This is a genomic window from Mesorhizobium sp. WSM3862, assembly GCF_002294985.1.
GTDB lineage: Bacteria > Pseudomonadota > Alphaproteobacteria > Rhizobiales > Rhizobiaceae > Mesorhizobium.
Map to the genome: position 1 here is coordinate 30,681 of NZ_NSGE01000004.1, position 16,167 is coordinate 46,847.

At 63.6% G+C, this 16,167-nt stretch carries 14 protein-coding genes; 6 read left to right on the top strand and 8 right to left on the bottom strand.

Annotated features, from left to right (window positions below):
• The first annotated feature begins 220 nt into the window (after positions 1-220).
• Entirely contained in the window at positions 221-1,264 is a 1,044-nt protein-coding gene (gene holA / locus CK224_RS12455; protein WP_095782006.1) for a DNA polymerase III subunit delta, read from the top strand.
• A 187-nt stretch (positions 1,265-1,451) separates the two neighbouring features.
• Here the strand turns inward: holA and CK224_RS12460 are convergent, their stop codons facing one another.
• The 5 genes from CK224_RS12460 to mnmE all read right to left on the bottom strand — a co-directional run bounded on the left by CK224_RS12460 (position 1,452) and on the right by mnmE (position 7,426).
• Positions 1,452-2,342, bottom strand: a complete 891-nt coding sequence (locus CK224_RS12460; RefSeq protein WP_095782007.1) for a ParB/RepB/Spo0J family partition protein — start codon at positions 2,340-2,342, stop codon at positions 1,452-1,454.
• A 57-nt stretch (positions 2,343-2,399) separates the two neighbouring features.
• A complete protein-coding gene (locus CK224_RS12465; protein WP_066991504.1) occupies positions 2,400-3,197 on the bottom strand; it encodes a ParA family protein in 798 nt (265 codons plus the stop codon).
• Between the two features lie 17 nt (positions 3,198-3,214).
• Positions 3,215-3,856: a 16S rRNA (guanine(527)-N(7))-methyltransferase RsmG gene (gene rsmG / locus CK224_RS12470; RefSeq protein WP_095782008.1), complete on the bottom strand. Its 642-nt coding sequence runs from the start codon at positions 3,854-3,856 to the stop codon at positions 3,215-3,217.
• Positions 3,853-5,727 carry a tRNA uridine-5-carboxymethylaminomethyl(34) synthesis enzyme MnmG gene (gene mnmG, locus CK224_RS12475; protein WP_095782009.1) on the bottom strand — a complete coding sequence of 625 codons (1,875 nt, stop codon included), beginning with the start codon at positions 5,725-5,727 and terminating at the stop codon, positions 3,853-3,855. The genes rsmG and mnmG overlap by 4 nt, the downstream gene beginning before the upstream one ends.
• Before the next feature lie 385 nt (positions 5,728-6,112).
• Positions 6,113-7,426: a tRNA uridine-5-carboxymethylaminomethyl(34) synthesis GTPase MnmE gene (mnmE, locus tag CK224_RS12480; RefSeq protein ID WP_095782010.1), complete on the bottom strand. Its 1,314-nt coding sequence runs from the start codon at positions 7,424-7,426 to the stop codon at positions 6,113-6,115.
• A 110-nt stretch (positions 7,427-7,536) separates the two neighbouring features.
• On the opposite strand from mnmE, the gene CK224_RS12485 reads away from it, so the two are divergent.
• On the top strand, positions 7,537-9,555 hold the full coding sequence (locus CK224_RS12485) for a thioredoxin domain-containing protein (protein ID WP_095782011.1): 2,019 nt from the start codon (positions 7,537-7,539) through the stop codon (positions 9,553-9,555).
• A gap of 188 nt (positions 9,556-9,743) precedes the next feature.
• Here CK224_RS12485 and rho read toward each other — a convergent pair whose 3' ends face one another.
• From rho to hemE, 3 genes are all read right to left on the bottom strand, one after another.
• Positions 9,744-11,009, bottom strand: a complete 1,266-nt coding sequence (gene rho / locus CK224_RS12490; RefSeq protein ID WP_082953824.1) for a transcription termination factor Rho — start codon at positions 11,007-11,009, stop codon at positions 9,744-9,746.
• A gap of 167 nt (positions 11,010-11,176) precedes the next feature.
• Positions 11,177-11,713: a protoporphyrinogen oxidase HemJ gene (gene hemJ / locus CK224_RS12495; protein WP_095782012.1), complete on the bottom strand. Its 537-nt coding sequence runs from the start codon at positions 11,711-11,713 to the stop codon at positions 11,177-11,179.
• On the bottom strand, positions 11,710-12,738 hold the full coding sequence (gene hemE / locus CK224_RS12500; RefSeq protein ID WP_095782013.1) for a uroporphyrinogen decarboxylase: 1,029 nt from the start codon (positions 12,736-12,738) through the stop codon (positions 11,710-11,712). The genes hemJ and hemE overlap by 4 nt, the downstream gene beginning before the upstream one ends.
• Before the next feature lie 402 nt (positions 12,739-13,140).
• Between hemE and CK224_RS12505 the strand changes: the two genes are divergently transcribed.
• From CK224_RS12505 to coaE, 4 genes are all read left to right on the top strand, one after another.
• Positions 13,141-13,962 carry a pyruvate, water dikinase regulatory protein gene (locus CK224_RS12505; RefSeq protein WP_066991486.1) on the top strand — a complete coding sequence of 274 codons (822 nt, stop codon included), beginning with the start codon at positions 13,141-13,143 and terminating at the stop codon, positions 13,960-13,962.
• Positions 13,963-14,069: 107 nt separating this feature from the next.
• Positions 14,070-14,669: a Maf-like protein gene (locus tag CK224_RS12510; RefSeq protein ID WP_066991484.1), complete on the top strand. Its 600-nt coding sequence runs from the start codon at positions 14,070-14,072 to the stop codon at positions 14,667-14,669.
• The gene (locus CK224_RS12515) at positions 14,662-15,495 is read left to right on the top strand and encodes a shikimate dehydrogenase (RefSeq protein WP_095782014.1); all 834 of its coding nucleotides are present in this window, start codon (positions 14,662-14,664) and stop codon (positions 15,493-15,495) included. Before CK224_RS12510 ends, CK224_RS12515 begins: the two co-directional genes overlap by 8 nt.
• Position 15,496: 1 nt before the next feature.
• Positions 15,497-16,102 carry a dephospho-CoA kinase gene (coaE, locus tag CK224_RS12520; protein WP_095782015.1) on the top strand — a complete coding sequence of 202 codons (606 nt, stop codon included), beginning with the start codon at positions 15,497-15,499 and terminating at the stop codon, positions 16,100-16,102.
• Positions 16,103-16,167: the final 65 nt, after the last annotated feature.

Consider the following 16,167-nt stretch of genomic DNA (forward strand, 5'->3'; position numbering starts at 1 on the left):
CTGCTTCAGGGTCGTCATTCTAGGGCGGAGCAAGGAGTGGAGCGACGCGCGCAGACCCTGGAATCCATGCCGCGACGTTGACGCGTTGCGGCGGTTGGAGAATATTCTGCACCCCGGCAAAAGTCACGGCATGGATCCTGGGGTCAAGCCCGAGGATGACGAAGAGAGGCCGGCCGCTTCTCCGTTCACTCCGTCTCCGCCTCATGCTAACTCACCCCGCATGGCACAGAAGAAGGGATACGAGGTCGATTCGTGGCTGGCGCGGCCGGACCCGGCCATGGCCATCGTCCTGCTTTACGGCCCCGATCGCGGCCTGGTCGCCGAGCGGGCCAAGACCTTCGCGTTGAAGACCGGGCTGCCGCTCGACGACCCTTTCTCAGTGGTCAAGCTGGATGGCGCGGAAGTCGACCGCGACGAAGGCCGTCTGCTCGACGAGGCGCGCACTGTGCCCATGTTTTCCGACCGGCGGCTGCTTTGGGTCCGCAACGCCAGCGGCCAGAAGGCGCTGGCCGACGACATCAAGGCGCTGACGGCGGAGCCGGCGCCGGATGCTCTCATCCTCATCGAGGCGGGCGACCTGAAGAAGGGCACTGGCCTGCGGGCCATCGTCGAGGCAGCCGGCAACGCCATCGCCTTGCCCTGCTATGCCGACGAGGCCCGCGATCTCGACTCGGTGATCGACGACGAGCTGCGCAAGGCCGGCATGTCGATGACGCTCGACGCCCGCCAGGCGCTGCGCCGCAATCTTGGCGGCGACCGTCTGGCCTCGCGCGGCGAGATCGACAAGCTGGTGCTTTACGCCCATGGCAAGAAGGAGATCGACCTCGACGACGTCAATGCCTTGTCCGGCGATGTCTCCGGCGCCTCCTTCGACGGCGCGGTCGACGCGATGCTCGACGGCAAGGTCGGAGACTTCGACATTGCCTTCTCCCGGCATTGTGCGTCCGGCGGCCATCCTTTCCTGGTGCTGTCCTCGGCGATGCGGCAATTGCAGGCGATTCAGGTCATGCGCGGCCAAATGGAATCCGGCGGCCGCAATGCCGCCTCGGCCGTGGCGGGAGCGCGTCCACCGGTCTTCTTCTCGCGCCGCAAGCTGGTGGAGAAGACGCTCGAGCGCTGGAACAGCGAAGCCCTCGGCCGCGCGCTGAACCGGCTGCAGACGGCTGTGCTGCAGACGCGCAAGCGGCCCGATCTGTCGGAGGCGCTGGCCCGTCAGGCGCTGCTCGGCATCGCGGTGGAAAGCGCGAGATTGGCGCAGAGATAGGCGATCAGCCAACCTCCCCTTGTGAGGCGATTGGCCGGCGCCTTCGGCTTTCGCCTATCGCGGGCGCCGCAAAAAAGAAGAGGCCGGCGCAGCGGCCGGCCCTGGTGTGCCTATCACCAATATATCAGCCTGGATCTAATCTTAAGCCAGAACTTTATTAGTCGGCTAATTCCACCTAATCAGCAACTTATCGCTCATCCTTCAGCCGCCGGCACAACTCATCGAGCTGGTCCAGCGACCGGTAGTCGACCCGGAGCGTCCCGCCCTTGGCCTTATGCTCGATCGAGACGATCATGCCGATCGTGTCTGTCATCAACTTTTCCAAGGCCAGCGTGTCGGGATCCTTTTCCGGCGCGCTCGGCGCAGACCTTACTTTGGCCGGTGTCGGTCCGGCGGGCATTTGCGCCAACGCCTCGGCCTGGCGCACCGAAAGCCCTTCCTCGACGATGCGCTTGGCGAGCCCCGCCGGATCGCCGGCCGTGACCAGCGTGCGGGCATGGCCGGCCGACAACGCGCCGTCGACCAGCATGTCGCGGATGACGTCAGGCAGCTTCAGGAGCCTCAGCGTGTTGGCGACGTGGCTGCGGCTCTTGCCGATCACCTGGCCAAGATCGGCCTGCGTGTAGCCATGCTCGTCGATCAGCTGCTGATAGCCTTGCGCTTCTTCGACAGGGTTGAGATCGGCGCGCTGCACGTTCTCGATGATCGCCAGCTCCAGCGCGGTGCGGTCGTTGACGTCGCGCACGATGAGCGGGATTTCGGTCAGCCCCGCGCGCTGCGCGGCGCGCCAGCGCCGCTCGCCGGCGATGATCTCATAGCGGCCGGGCTGCGACGGCGAGGGCCGCGCCACCACCGGCTGCACCACGCCATGCTCGCGGATCGACTGGGCGAGGTCGGTGAGTTCAGCGTCGCCGAAATGCCGGCGCGGGTTCTTCGGGTTCGGACTGACGAACTCGATCGGCACCTTGCCATCCGCCGCGACCGCGCTCGGCTTTTCGGGCGCGGCCGGACGATCGATCTCGCCGATCAGCGCCGCCAGGCCGCGGCCCAGCCTTTTTCTCGATTGGTCTTCGCTCATTATTCTGTCCAGATCGTTTCGGAATCGAATCGGCTAGGGAAATTCGGCCTGGGCTGCTCAGGCGGCGCGCAGCTTGCGCTCGCGGCGGATCACTTCCGAGGCAAGCTGCAGATAGGCCTGGCTGCCGGAACATTTGAGATCGTAAAGGATTGCCGGCTTGCCGTAGGACGGCGCCTCGGAAACGCGCACGTTGCGCGGGATGATCGTCTCGTAGACCTTGTCGCCCATATGCGCGCGCACATCCTGCACCACCTGGTTGGCGAGGTTGTTGCGGCCATCGAACATGGTGAGCACGATGCCCTGGATGGTGAGGTCCGGATTGATCGTGCCGCGCACCTGCTCGACCGTTTCGAGCAATTGGCTAAGGCCTTCCAGTGCGAAGAACTCGCATTGCAGCGGCACCAGAACGGAATCGGCCGCCGCCATTGAATTCAAAGTCAAAAGATTGAGCGAAGGCGGGCAGTCGATCAGCACATAACCGAACGGTGCCGCGCGCGCGGCTGCCGCACGCAGCGCATTGCGCAGGCGCAGCACCCGGTCTGGCGCCGAGGCGATCTCCATTTCGATGCCGAGCAGATCGAGGGTTGAGGGCACGATGGACAAGCCCGGCACCGCCGTCGGCACCGCGGCCGCCTCAAGCTCGAGCTCGCCGGTCAGCACGTCATAGGACGAGACGGTGCGATCCTTGCGTTCGATGCCGAGCCCGGTGCTGGCATTGCCCTGCGGATCGAGGTCGACGATCAGCACGCGCTCGCCGATCGCGGCCAGCGCCGTCGCCAGATTGATCGCCGTGGTCGTCTTGCCGACGCCACCCTTCTGGTTGGCAACGGTGATGATACGCGGTCCAGTTTTCATGGGTCGATGCCAGTGATTCATTGCGGGGTCGCCGGGTGCAGATCGGTGATTTCCAGAATGACGCCATGAGCGTCTGTCATGCTTGGATGTTCTACCAGATCGAAGGTCCAGCGGTGAGCGCTTTCTTCCACTTCGGCCCGGTAATCCCGGCCTTTGTGGAAAAGCGAACGCGCGCCCTTGGTCAGCCAGGGTGCGGAAAGATCGAGCAGGTCGGGGAGCGCCGCCAATGCCCGCGCCGTGACGACTTCCGCTGCAGAAACAAGCGGATAGCTGTCATCGATGCGTCGCGCCAGCACGCGCGCCGGCAGGCCGAATTGGCCGACGACCGATTGCAGGAACGAGGCCTTCTTGCGGTTGCTTTCAACCAGATCGATCGAGGCGCCCGGCCGCTCTGCGAGCAGAAAACCGAGCACCAATCCGGGAAAGCCGCCGCCCGAGCCGAGGTCGACCCAGCGCATTGCGGTCGGCGCGATTCGCGCAAGCTGGGCGCTGTCCAGGATGTGGCGGCGCCAGACGTCGTCTAGCGTCGATGGCGCCGCCAGATTGATGCTGCGGTTCCATTTTTGAAAAAGCCCTTCGAAGGCCTGCAGCCGCTCGAATGTTTCACGTGAAACCGGACCCGCTGCCTTCTGCAGGTCCGCCCAGGCATCGCCACTCACGCGACCGACCTTCGTGCAGCCAGCTCGGCATTGCGAACATGCGCGACAATGATCGCCAGCGCCGCTGGCGTCATCCCTTCCATGCGCTGCGCGTCGGCAATCGAGCGCGGCCGGCGTGCCTTCATCTTCTGCTTCAGCTCATTGGAAAGGCCTGGCACGTCCGCGAAGTCGATGGTCTCCGGAATGAGCCGCGATTCCTCGTGCCTGATCTGCGCCAAGTCAGCCTGTTGGCGCTCGAGATAGACGGAATATTTCGCCTCGGTCTCAAGCCGCTCAGCCGTGCTGGAGTCGAGTTCGCCAAACCGTGGCTCGATTTGCGTCAGCCAGACCATATCGACGCCGGGGTAGGCGAGGAGGTCGTAGGCCGAACGCCGCACGCCATCCCGGTTGATCTCCAGTCCATGCCGCGCGGCTTCATTCGGCGTGAAGGCGATCGACTTTGCCAGCGCGCGGGCAGCGTCGAGCTTCATGCTGATCGCGCCGAACCGCTGCATCCGCTCGGAGGAGGCGATCCCCAGGCGGCCGGCCAATGGCGTGAGCCGCTCGTCTGCATTGTCGGCGCGCAGCGAAAGCCGGAACTCCGCCCGCGAAGTGAACATGCGATAGGGCTCGGCGATGCCGCGGCTGGTGAGGTCGTCGATCATCACGCCGATATAGGCTTCGGTGCGGCTGAGCACGACCGGCTCGCTTGACGATGCCATGCGCGCGGCGTTGATGCCGGCAAGCAGGCCTTGCGCGCCGGCTTCTTCGTAGCCCGTGGTGCCGTTGATCTGCCCGGCCAAAAACAGCCCGGCGACGCGCTTCGTCTCCAGCGTCTGGTTGAGCTCGCGCGGGTCGACGTGGTCATACTCGATGGCGTATCCCGGCTGCAGCATCGTCGCCCGTTTCAGCCCGGGGATCGTCTTCAACATGTCGAGCTGCACCTCTTCCGGCAGCGAGGTCGAGATGCCGTTCGGATAGACGGTGTCGTCGTCGAGGCCCTCCGGCTCGAGGAAGATCTGGTGACCCTCGCGGTCGCCGAACTTGACGATCTTGTCCTCGATCGAGGGACAGTAGCGCGGCCCAACGCCTTCGATCGAGCCGGAATACATCGCCGAACGCTTCAAATTGAGGCGAATCAACTCATGTGTCGCTTGCGTAGTGCGTGTGATACCGCAGTTGATCTGCGGGTTCGCGATGCGGTCTGTCATCAGCGAGAACGGCACCGGGTGATCGTCCGCGGCCTGACTTTCCAGCGACGCCCAATCGATGGTGCGGCCGTCGAGGCGAGGCGGCGTCCCGGTCTTCAGCCGCCCGAGCTTGAAACCGGCACGCGTCATCGTCGCCGAGAGCCCATGGCTCGCCTGCTCGTTCATCCGGCCGGCGACGATCTTCTTCTCGCCGATATGGATCAGCCCTCGCAGGAATGTACCGGTCGTCAGCACCACGGCGCCGCAGGCGAGCCGCCTGTCACCGGAGACCAGCACGGCCGCAACCCGACCGTTCTCGATCTCGAAGTCCAGGACTTCGCCTTCTACCACGTCGAGATTGGCCTGCTCGCCGATCGCCGCCTGCATGGCAAGACGATAGAGCTTGCGGTCGGCCTGGGTCCGCGGCCCACGCACCGCCGGGCCCTTGCGGCGATTGAGCAAGCGGAATTGGATGCCGGCGGCATCCGCGATGCGGCCCATCAACCCGTCCATGGCGTCGATCTCGCGCACGAGATGACCCTTGCCGAGGCCGCCGATGGCCGGATTGCAGGACATGACGCCGATCGTCTCGAAGCGCAGCGTCACCAGCGCCGTCCTGGCGCCGGCGCGCGCAGCCGCGCCCGCCGCTTCGCATCCGGCATGGCCGCCGCCCACCACCACCACATCATAGTGATTGGTCATTGCAAGAATCCGTTTCAGAGATGCTTTGACACATGTCCCCGCCAGCCTCCGCTGTCAAGGATGCAGTCCGTTGCGGAGGTGGGATGGGCTGCGTACCAGTGATTTTGGGAGACGGCGCTGCCCCTTACTGCCTGTCCGTCCTCGTCCCGCAAAGAAGCGGAGGCGGTTAACTCACGGACGATTTTTCACCAATCTCAAGCGCTGCGAATCCGCGCTGTTGCTTTGGTGGCCAGCCGGCAATCAGGGGCAGCGCTGTTGGCGCTTGATCAAACAGGCCACGTAGCTGTAGCCGGGACTCGTTTCACGTGAAACACCATCCGCCGCATCCTGCCGTTGTTTCACGTGAATCATCTGGCGCGCACAGCCGCCCCGCGTTTCACGTGAATCACTTGCCGATGCAGAACTGCGAAAAGATGACGTCCAGCATATCCTCGACATCGACGGCGCCGATAATTCGCCCAAGCCGGTCCGTAGCCACCCGCAACTCTTCCGCACGCAGCTCCAGGCTTTGCCCCGACAGCGCCGCCGAGAGAAAATCCTTCGCCTCCTTCAGCAACTCGACATGGCGGAGCCTCGACGGCAAGATGTCACCGGCCCCTCCGACTGCGGCAGCGGCACGACCCGCAATCTCGTCCAGCAGTTCCGAAATTCCGGTACCTTCCTTGGAAGAGATGGCCAAATCATAGGGCCCTCTACGCGCTCCCATGAGATCGGCTTTGGTCCCGATCCTCAGGAGCGGAACACCTGTCGGAACCGCGCCGACGGGCTGTGGATCGACCATGTCCTCCAGCAGCAAAACCAGGTCGGCGCCACCCGCTTTGGCGCGCGCTCGTTCGATGCCGATCGTCTCCACCTTGCCGGCGGCCTCGCGCAGGCCTGCCGTATCGACGACCCGAACTCTCATCCCGTGGAGGTCCAGCACCACCTCCAGCAGGTCGCGCGTGGTGCCCGGCTCGTCGGTGACGATTGCCGCCTCGCGTTGGGCCAGGGCGTTGAACAGACTGGACTTGCCGGCGTTCGGCGCGCCGAGGATGACGACCTCGAAGCCATCGCGAATGATCTCGGCCGCCTTGAACCCCTGAATGTGGCGTTCGATCTCGTCGGCCATCGTCGCCACATCGGTCCAGACCGCCTTCGAGACCGAACCCGGCACATCCTCCTCGTCGGCGAAGTCGATTTCCGCCTCGATCATTGCTCGAGCATGGATCAGCCGCCGGCGCCACCCCGAATAGAGCCCGCTCTGCGCGCCCTCGGCGTTACGCACGGCAAAGCGCCGCTGCGCCTCCGTCTCGGCATTGACGAGGTCCGCGAGCGCCTCGGTCTCGACCAGATTGAGCTTGCCGTTGAGAAAGGCACGCCGCGTGAATTCGCCAGGCTCGGCATGTCTGACGCCGGCAAAGCCGGTGAGCGTTTCCAGCATTTTTGCCGCAACGGCGTGGCTGCCGTGTACATGGAACTCGCCAACGTCCTCGCCGGTGAAGCTGCTAGGTCCGGGAAAGAACACGACAAGCCCGTGATCGATGACCGAACCGTCCGGTGCCATCAGCTTGCGCAACGTGGTACAGCGATCCTTAATACCGCCGCCGGCAATCGTTTCGAGTACGAATCGAGTCTTGGGGCCGGAGACGCGAATTACGGCGATGCCGGCGGGCAGGCGACCGCTCGAAAGCGCTACGATGGAATCCTTCGAGGTTGCCATTTGCCCGACCTGCCGAACCACCCTAGGTATCTTCTTTCAGGCGCCGTTCCGGACGTCAGCCGTAGCTTTCCCGGAATTGCCTGCTCATCAACGAAGCCGAGCCGCTCATTGTGACCTTGCCCGCGCGAAACCTGCTTGCCGAAGAAGCCAGCCCCTATCTGCAGCAGCACAGCGAAAATCCCGTGCATTGGCGGGGCTGGTCGCCGGACGCCCTTGCCGAGGCGAAGGAACTCGGACGGCCGATCCTGCTGTCCATCGGCTATGCCGCCTGCCACTGGTGCCATGTCATGGCCCATGAAAGCTTCGAGAACGATGCCGTCGCCGCCGTCATGAACCGCCTCTTCGTCAATATCAAGGTCGATCGCGAGGAGCGCCCGGATATCGACCAGATCTACATGGCGGCACTCCATGCCATGGGCGAGCAGGGCGGCTGGCCGCTGACCATGTTCCTCACGCCCGATGGCAAGCCTTTCTGGGGCGGCACCTATTTTCCGCGCGACGCGCGCTATGGACGGCCGGGCTTTGTCCAGGTGCTGGAGGCGGTCGACAAGGCCTGGCGCGAGAAGCAGGAGAGCCTTGGCCAAAGCGCCGACGCGCTGACCACCCATGTCGAGCAGCGGCTGGCCGGCGCGAAGGGAAAGGCGGTGCTCGACCGCGGCACGCTTGCCGATTTTGCCGGCCGCATCGAGGGCATGATCGACCGCGATCTCGGCGGCTTGCGCGGCGCGCCGAAATTCCCCAACGCGCCCTTCATGCACAGTCTGTGGCTGTCCTGGCTGCGCGAGGGCCAGACCGCCCATCGCGACGCCGTGCTCCTCAGCCTGGAAAAAATGCTCGCCGGCGGCATCTACGACCATGTCGGCGGCGGTCTCAGCCGTTACTCGACCGATGCCGAATGGCTGGTCCCGCATTTCGAGAAGATGCTTTACGACAACGCCCAGCTCATCCGCATGTGCAATTGGGCCTTTGCAGCAACAGGCAATGAGTTGTTTCGGAAGCGAATCGAGGAAACTGTGGCCTGGCTGCTGCGGGAAATGCGCGTCGAGGCGGGCGCCTTTGCCGCCAGTCTCGATGCCGACAGCGAAGGCGAGGAGGGGTTGTTCTACACCTGGAGCGGGGAAGAGGTTGAAGCCGCACTCGGTGCTGATTCCGCTCGCTTCTTCCAATATTTCGAGCTCGCCGCTCCGCATGGCTGGGAAGGCAAGCCCATCATCCGCCAAAGCGAGGCACAGCAGCGCCAGGGGATCAGCCATGACGCTCAGCTCGCAGCGCTGAAGGCGAAATTGCTAGCTGCCAGAGAAAATCGCGTCAGGCCCGGCCGCGACGGCAAGGCGCTTACCGATTGGAACGGATTGATGATTGCGGCCCTCGCGGAAGCGGGCCGCTCCTTCGGGCGAGCCGACTGGGTGGACGCCGCCGTCAAGGCCTTCGCCCACATCGTCGAAGCCAGCAAGGACGGCCGCCTGCCGCACTCGATGCTCGGCGACAAGAAGCTTTTCCCGGCGCTGTCGAGCGACTATGCCGCCATGACCAACGCGGCGATCGCGCTGTTCGAGGCAACCGGCAGTTCTGCCTATATGGACCATGCCCGGCAGTTCATCGATCGGCTCGACCGCTGGCATCAGGATCCTGAAAAGACCGGCTATTATCTGACGGCGTCCGACAGCGTCGATGTGCCGATCCGTATCCGCGGCGATGTCGATGAGGCAATCCCCTCCGCCACGGGCCAAATCATCGAGGCGCTGGTCCGGCTTTCGTCCCTGACCGGCGATCACGATCTTTGGGCAAAGGCATGGACGACAGCCGAACACGCCATGGGTCGCGCCGCGCAGCAAGCCTACGGCCAGGCCGGCATCATCAACGCGTGCGCGCTGGCGCTCGAACCGCTGAAGCTCGTCATCATAGACAAGCTTGATTCCTCAAGCCTTGTTCCGGTGGCGAATCGAAGTTCCGATCCACGCCGGGTCGATATCGTACTGCCCATCGGTACGGAAGCGAATCAACCGCTTTTGCCGGGCGGCGTGCTGCCGCCGACGGACAACCCGGGAGCCTGGTTCTGCAGCGGACAGACATGCCTGCCGGCGGTTACGGATGGGGGCGAGTTGGAGAAGCTGTTGCGGCGGGAATAAACAGCTTCGTCTCCTCGGTTTGACCCAAGATCTATGTCGCGGCGCTTCCGACGAATGCGGCGGTGCGGAATTCTGCACCGCCGCAAAGCTCAAAAAACAACGGCATGGACTTAGGGTTCTGCGCAGCGTCGCCTCGCTCCTTGCTCCGCCTTGTATGCCGAAGAAAGGACCGGTCCCTCGGCGCCCGATCAGGTATTCATCGAATCGAAGAAATCCGCGTTGGTCTTGGTCTGCTTGAGCTTGTCGATGAGGAATTCGATCGCATCGGTCGTTCCCATCGGCGCAAGGATCCGGCGCAGCACGAAGATCTTCTGCAGATCCGAACGCGGCACCAGAAGGTCTTCCTTGCGGGTCCCGGACTTGAGGATGTCGATCGCCGGGTAGATGCGTTTGTCGGCCACCTTGCGGTCGAGCTGGATTTCACAGTTACCGGTGCCCTTGAACTCTTCGAAGATGACTTCGTCCATGCGGCTGCCGGTGTCGATCAGCGCGGTGGCGATGATCGTGAGCGACCCGCCTTCCTCAATGTTGCGCGCGGCGCCGAAGAAGCGCTTCGGACGCTGCAGCGCGTTGGCGTCGACACCGCCGGTCAACACCTTGCCGGATGACGGCACCACGGTGTTGTAGGCGCGGCCGAGGCGGGTGATGGAATCGAGCAGGATGACGACATCGCGCCCATGCTCGACCAGGCGCTTGGCCTTCTCGATCACCATTTCGGCGACCTGCACATGGCGCGCCGCCGGTTCGTCGAAGGTCGAGGAAATGACTTCGCCCTTGACCGAGCGCTGCATGTCGGTGACTTCCTCCGGACGCTCGTCGATCAGAAGAACGATCAGGTAGCATTCCGGATGGTTGGCGGTGATCGAGTGCGCGATGTTCTGCAACAGCACCGTCTTACCGGTGCGCGGCTGAGCGTTGATCAGCGCGCGCTGGCCCTTGCCGATCGGCGCCACCAGGTCGATCACACGCGGCGAGATGTCTTTGGTCGGGGGATTGTCGACCTCCATCTTCAGCCGCGAGGTCGGGTAGAGCGGCGTCAGGTTGTCGAAGTGGATCTTGTGCCGGATCTTCTCCGGATCATCGAAATTGATGGTGTTGACCTTGAGCAGCGCGAAATAACGCTCGCCCTCTTTCGGGCTGCGGATCGGCCCTTCGACCGTATCGCCGGTCTTCAGCGAAAAGCGCCTGATCTGCGACGGTGAAATATAGATATCGTCGGGACCCGGCAGGTAATTGGCGTTGGCCGAGCGCAGGAAGCCGAAACCGTCCTGCAGTACCTCGACCACGCCTTCGCCGATGATCTCGACGTCCTGGATGGCGAGCTTTTTCAGGATCGCGAACATCAGCTCCTGCTTACGCATGACGCTGGCGTTCTCCACCTCGAGCGATTCGGCGTAAGCGATCAGCTCCGGCGGCTTCTTATTCTTGAACTCTGCGAGTTTCATTTCTTGCATTAGATGGACTCTGGGTAGGCTTTGGGGAGAAAAAATCGGCTGGATGCGACAAATGCCGGGCGCGGCCGAAAGCGAGAAAGGGGCGGCGCATGACGGGAAGGAAGACCCGTCTTTTATCGTCGGTCGCCTGAAAGAGCAAGCCGCCTTTTGCCGGGTGTGGGGAAGCCTCAGAACGGCTTCACGATGACCAGGATGACGATGACGATCATCAGCAATGTGGGGAGTTCATTGACGATCCGCCAGTGCCTCGCCGGCTTTTCGTTCTTGTCCTCGGCAAATTTTCTCACCGCGCCGGCGAGATAGCCGTGCAGACCCGAAAGCAGCAGCACGGCGAGGATCTTGGCGTGCAGCCAGCCGCCCTGGAAACCGAAGCCCTTCCAGGCGAGCCAAAGCCCGAATACCCAGGTCACGGTCATCGCCGGGTTGATGATGGCGCGCAGCAGCCGGCGCTCCATCACCTTGAAGGTCTCGGACTGCTCGGAGCCTTTCTCGGCGTCGACATGATAGACGAAAAGCCGAGGCAGATAGAGCATCCCGGCCATCCAGGCGATGACGGCAATCACATGGATTGCCTTCGCCCAGGGATAGAAGCTGTCCGGCGCCACAAGGAAGAGCAGCGCGGTCAGGACGACCAGCAGAACGATGCCGATCAACATGCGCTTCATCGCCTGGCCGGCGCTGTTCTCGTTGGTCGTCTCTGTCATCGATGGCTCCGCACCATTTTCACCATGGCCTCGACATGTGCCACAGGCGTTTCCGGCGTGATGCCGTGGCCGAGATTGAAGATCAGCGGCCCGTTGCCCAGCGTGCGAAGGATGGCGTCGACGCCGTCGGCCAGCGCCCTGCCGCCGGCAACCAGGCGAAGCGGATCGAGATTGCCCTGCACCGCGCCTTCGCTTTGCAATTCCTTTGCCATCGACAGCGGCACGGTCCAGTCGAGACCGAGCCCGGTGATCCCGGTCTTCTTCCTGTAATCGCGATAACGCTCGCCGGCGCCCTTGGGGAACCCTATCACCGGAACATCCGGACGCGCGGCCTTCACTTGCCGGACAATCTCCGCAACGGGCTCGATGCAAAACGCCTCAAAGGACGCTTCATCGAGAACACCCGACCAGGAGTCGAAAATCTGCACCACATCGGCGCCGGCCTCGATCTGGCGGATGAGATAGGCGGCCGAATAATCGGCCAGTATCTTCAGGAGCCGCGCAAGGGCCTCCGGCTCGCGATAGGCAAAAAGCCTTGCCGGTCCCTGATCCGGCGTGCCGTGGCCGGCAATCATATAGGTCGCCACCGTCCACGGCGCGCCGCAGAAGCCGATCAAGGTCGTTTCCACCGGAAGCTTCTCACGCAGACGGCGGACCGTTTCGTAGACCGGTTCGAGATTCACGTGAAACGTTTGGCCGTCCAGGGCCTCGATTTCGGCCGCCGCAATCGGCTTGAGGATCGGCCCGTGTCCCTCTTCGAAGCGGACATCTCGTCCCAGCGCATCGGGCACAACCAGGATATCGGAAAACAGGATCGAAGCATCGAAGCCGAAGCGCTCGATCGGCTGCAGCGTCACCTCGACGGCAAGATCCGGATCGTAGCAGAGATCGAGGAAAGAACCGGCCCGCTTCCGGGTCTCGCGATACTCCGGCAGATAACGCCCTGCCTGACGCATCATCCAGAGCGGCGGCGGTGAAACCGTCTCGCCCTTGAGGACGTCCAGCATGATCCGTTTCCCAGCCATCCAGTGCTCGCCCTCTCCAGGTCTCTTAAATCAAATATCTATTTTAAAAGAGTCTTCTGATTCTAAGAGTCTGTTGGTTGTGGTGGTTGCGACCTGTCCCGCCTGCCGCTCGAAAAGGCCAGTCAGCATATTGTCGCGCAGCTGCTTTCTCAATTTGGAGGGATCTGGGGACGAACCGGATTCAGGCTTTCGAGTCAGCGGCTTGGCTCTTCCGCTGCGGACCTCGAGCTGTGGATGATATCGGCCAAGAAAAGTTGATCCCCGGTTTTGTCCCCAGCGCCCCGACAAAGCCTACAGCGGGGCGAATTGTGGACAAGGTGGCATCTGATACAGTCGCCTTCGACGTCACGACCTTTCTGTCCAACCTTGTCCACATCTGCCCACAGTCTGGAACCAACTCTTGTGAACAAACCCCAGAGCTTCTTCCATCTGCATCTGATTTCCGACGCTACCGGCGAGACGCTGCTGGCGGCAGGCCGCGCCGCCTCCGCCCAATACAAGGACGCACGCGCCATCGAGCACATCTATCCGCTGATCCGCACGGAAAAGCAGGTCGCCAAGGTGTTCGAGGATATCGAGGAGGAGCCCGGCATCATTCTCTACACCGTCGTCGACCAGAAGCTCGCGCGCAGCATCGACGAGCGCTGCGCCGCCATGGGCCTGCCCTGCGTTTCGGTGCTGGAGCCCGTGCTCAGCGTCTTCCAGTCCTATCTCGGCACGCCGGCCGGCCGGCGCGTCGGCGCCCAGCATGTGCTCGACGCCGAATATTTCCGCCGCATCGATGCGCTGAACTTCACCATGGAGCATGACGACGGCCAGTTGCCGGCCAACATGGACGATGCCGATGTCGTGCTGATCGGCATCTCGCGCACCTCCAAGACGCCGACGAGCATCTATCTCGCCAATCGCGGAATCAAGACCGCCAACATTCCGATCGTGCTCGGCGTGCCGCTGCCGGAAAGCCTGATCAACGCCAGGACGCCGCTGATCGTCGGCCTCCTCGCCACGGCCGAGCGCATCTCGCATGTCCGCCAGAACCGCATCCTCGGCAACAGCAACAACTACGTGCCGACCGACTATGTCGACCGCGCCGCCATCGCCGAGGAGCTCGCCTATGCGCGTCAGCTCTGCACCAGGCACGGCTGGCCAATGATCGACGTCAGCCGGCGCTCGATCGAGGAAACCGCGGCGGCCATCGTTGCCCTGCGGGGAAAGACGCGCTAGGGCAGGCGATATCAGTGAGCATTCCGTCCTGAGAGAAGGTGGCTCGGCGCATAGCGCCGAGACGGATGAAGGGCGCTGGACGGATCGCAACCGTTGGGTGAACCAGTATGGCCGACAAAATCGTCCTCGCTTCGGGCAGCCCGTTCCGCAAGGCAATGCTTATCAATGCCGGGCTCGACATCGAGGCGGTGCCGGCAGATGTCGACGAGCGCGCGCTCGAGGCGCCCTTGCAGGACAGCGGTGTCTCTCCCGAAGATGTCGCTTCGATCCTTGCCGAAGCCAAGGCGACCGAGGTCAGCGAGCGCCGGCCGGGCGCGCTGGTGCTCGGTTGCGACCAGACGCTGTCGCTTGGCGACGAAATCTTCCACAAGCCGGCCGATATGGAAGGCGCGCGGAGGCATCTCCTGGCCTTGTCAGGCAAGACCCATCAGCTGAACAGCGCCGTCGTCCTCTGCCGAGATGGCGAAGTGCTGTGGCGGCATGTCGGCATCGCCAGCCTCACCATGCGCAAGCTCGATCCCGCCTTCATCGGCCGCCACCTGGCGCGCGTCGGCGCCAAGGCGCTGGCGAGTGTCGGCGCCTACCAGATCGAGGGCGAGGGCATCCAACTCTTCGAGAAGATCGAGGGCGACTATTTCACCATCGTCGGCCTGCCGCTGTTGCCGGTGCTGAAGGAGCTGCGCGCATTGGGAGCGATCGATGGTTGAGAAGCGGGCCTTCGTCACCGGCCACCCGATCGCGCATTCGCGCTCGCCGAAGATCCACCGCCACTGGCTGGAGGAATACGGCATCGACGGCAGCTACCAGGCTATCGACGTTCAGCCGGAGGATTTCGCAGCATTCCTGAAATCACTCGGCGAGAATGGCTATCGCGGCGGCAATGTCACCATCCCGCACAAGGAAGCAGCCTTCGCCTTGGTCGCGCGCCGCGACGAGGCCGCCGAAGCCATCGGCGCGGTCAACACGCTGTGGCTGGAAGACGGCGTGCTGTGGGGCGGCAATACCGACGCTCTCGGCTTTGCCGGCAATCTCGATGAACATGCCCCCGGCTGGGCGGCGAATGGTCCGGCCGTGGTGCTGGGCGCGGGCGGTGCCTCCCGCGCCGTCGTCCACGCGCTGAAGGACCGGGGCCTCAACGACATCCGCATCGTCAACCGTACGCTGGCAAGGGCTGAGGAACTCGCCGACCGGTTTGGCGCCGGGGTTTCGGCGCATGGCGCCGGCGCGGTCGGCGAATTGCTTTCCGACGCCGGCCTGCTCGTCAACACCACCGCGCTCGGCATGCATGGCAACGAGACCCTCGCCGCCGATCCGGCCGGTCTGCCCGGCCACGCCATCGTCACCGACATCGTCTATGTGCCGCTGGAGACGCCGATGCTTGCTGCCGCCAGGGCGCGCGGTCTGAAGACCGTCGATGGCCTCGGCATGCTGCTGCACCAGGCCGTGCCCGGCTTCGAGCGCTGGTTCGGCAAGCGACCTGAGGTGACGCCGCAATTGCGGCGCATGATCGTCGCCGACATCGAAGCGCATTGACATGATCGTGCTCGGCCTCACCGGATCGATCGGCATGGGCAAGTCGACCACGGCAAAGATGTTCGCTGAGGCCGGCGTTCCGGTGCATGATTCCGACGAGACCGTGCATCGCCTCTATGCCGGCAAGGCAGCACCCCTGGTCGAACGAGCCTTTCCCGGCACGACTAAAGCGGGCGTGGTCGATCGTGCAAGGCTCGCCGAGACAGTGCTGGGCGATTCCGCCGCGCTGAAAAAGCTGGAGGCGATCATCCACCCGCTGGTGCGGGCCGACGCCGACGCCTTTTTGGTCCGGCATCGCGCTGCCGGGGCGCCGATTGCGGTGCTCGACATCCCGTTGCTGTTCGAGACCGGCGGCCGCAACCGGGTCGACAAGGTCGTGGTCGTCACCGCGCCGGCCGAGATCCAGCGCGCCCGCGTGCTCGCCAGACCCGGCATGAGCGAAGAAAAATTCGCTTCCATCCTCGCCAAGCAGGTGCCTGACGCCGAGAAACGCCGTCAGGCGGATTTCATCGTCGACACCGGCCAGGGTTATGATGCCGCACGTGCGGCGGTGGCAGCCATCGTCAGCGAATTGACCGGGGATAAGTCCGGCAAAAACGCTTCCTGACGGCCGCTGTCAGCAGTCCCCATTGCCATTTTGTTCCGGTTTGTGATTCTGCTCTTTAGAGCGGA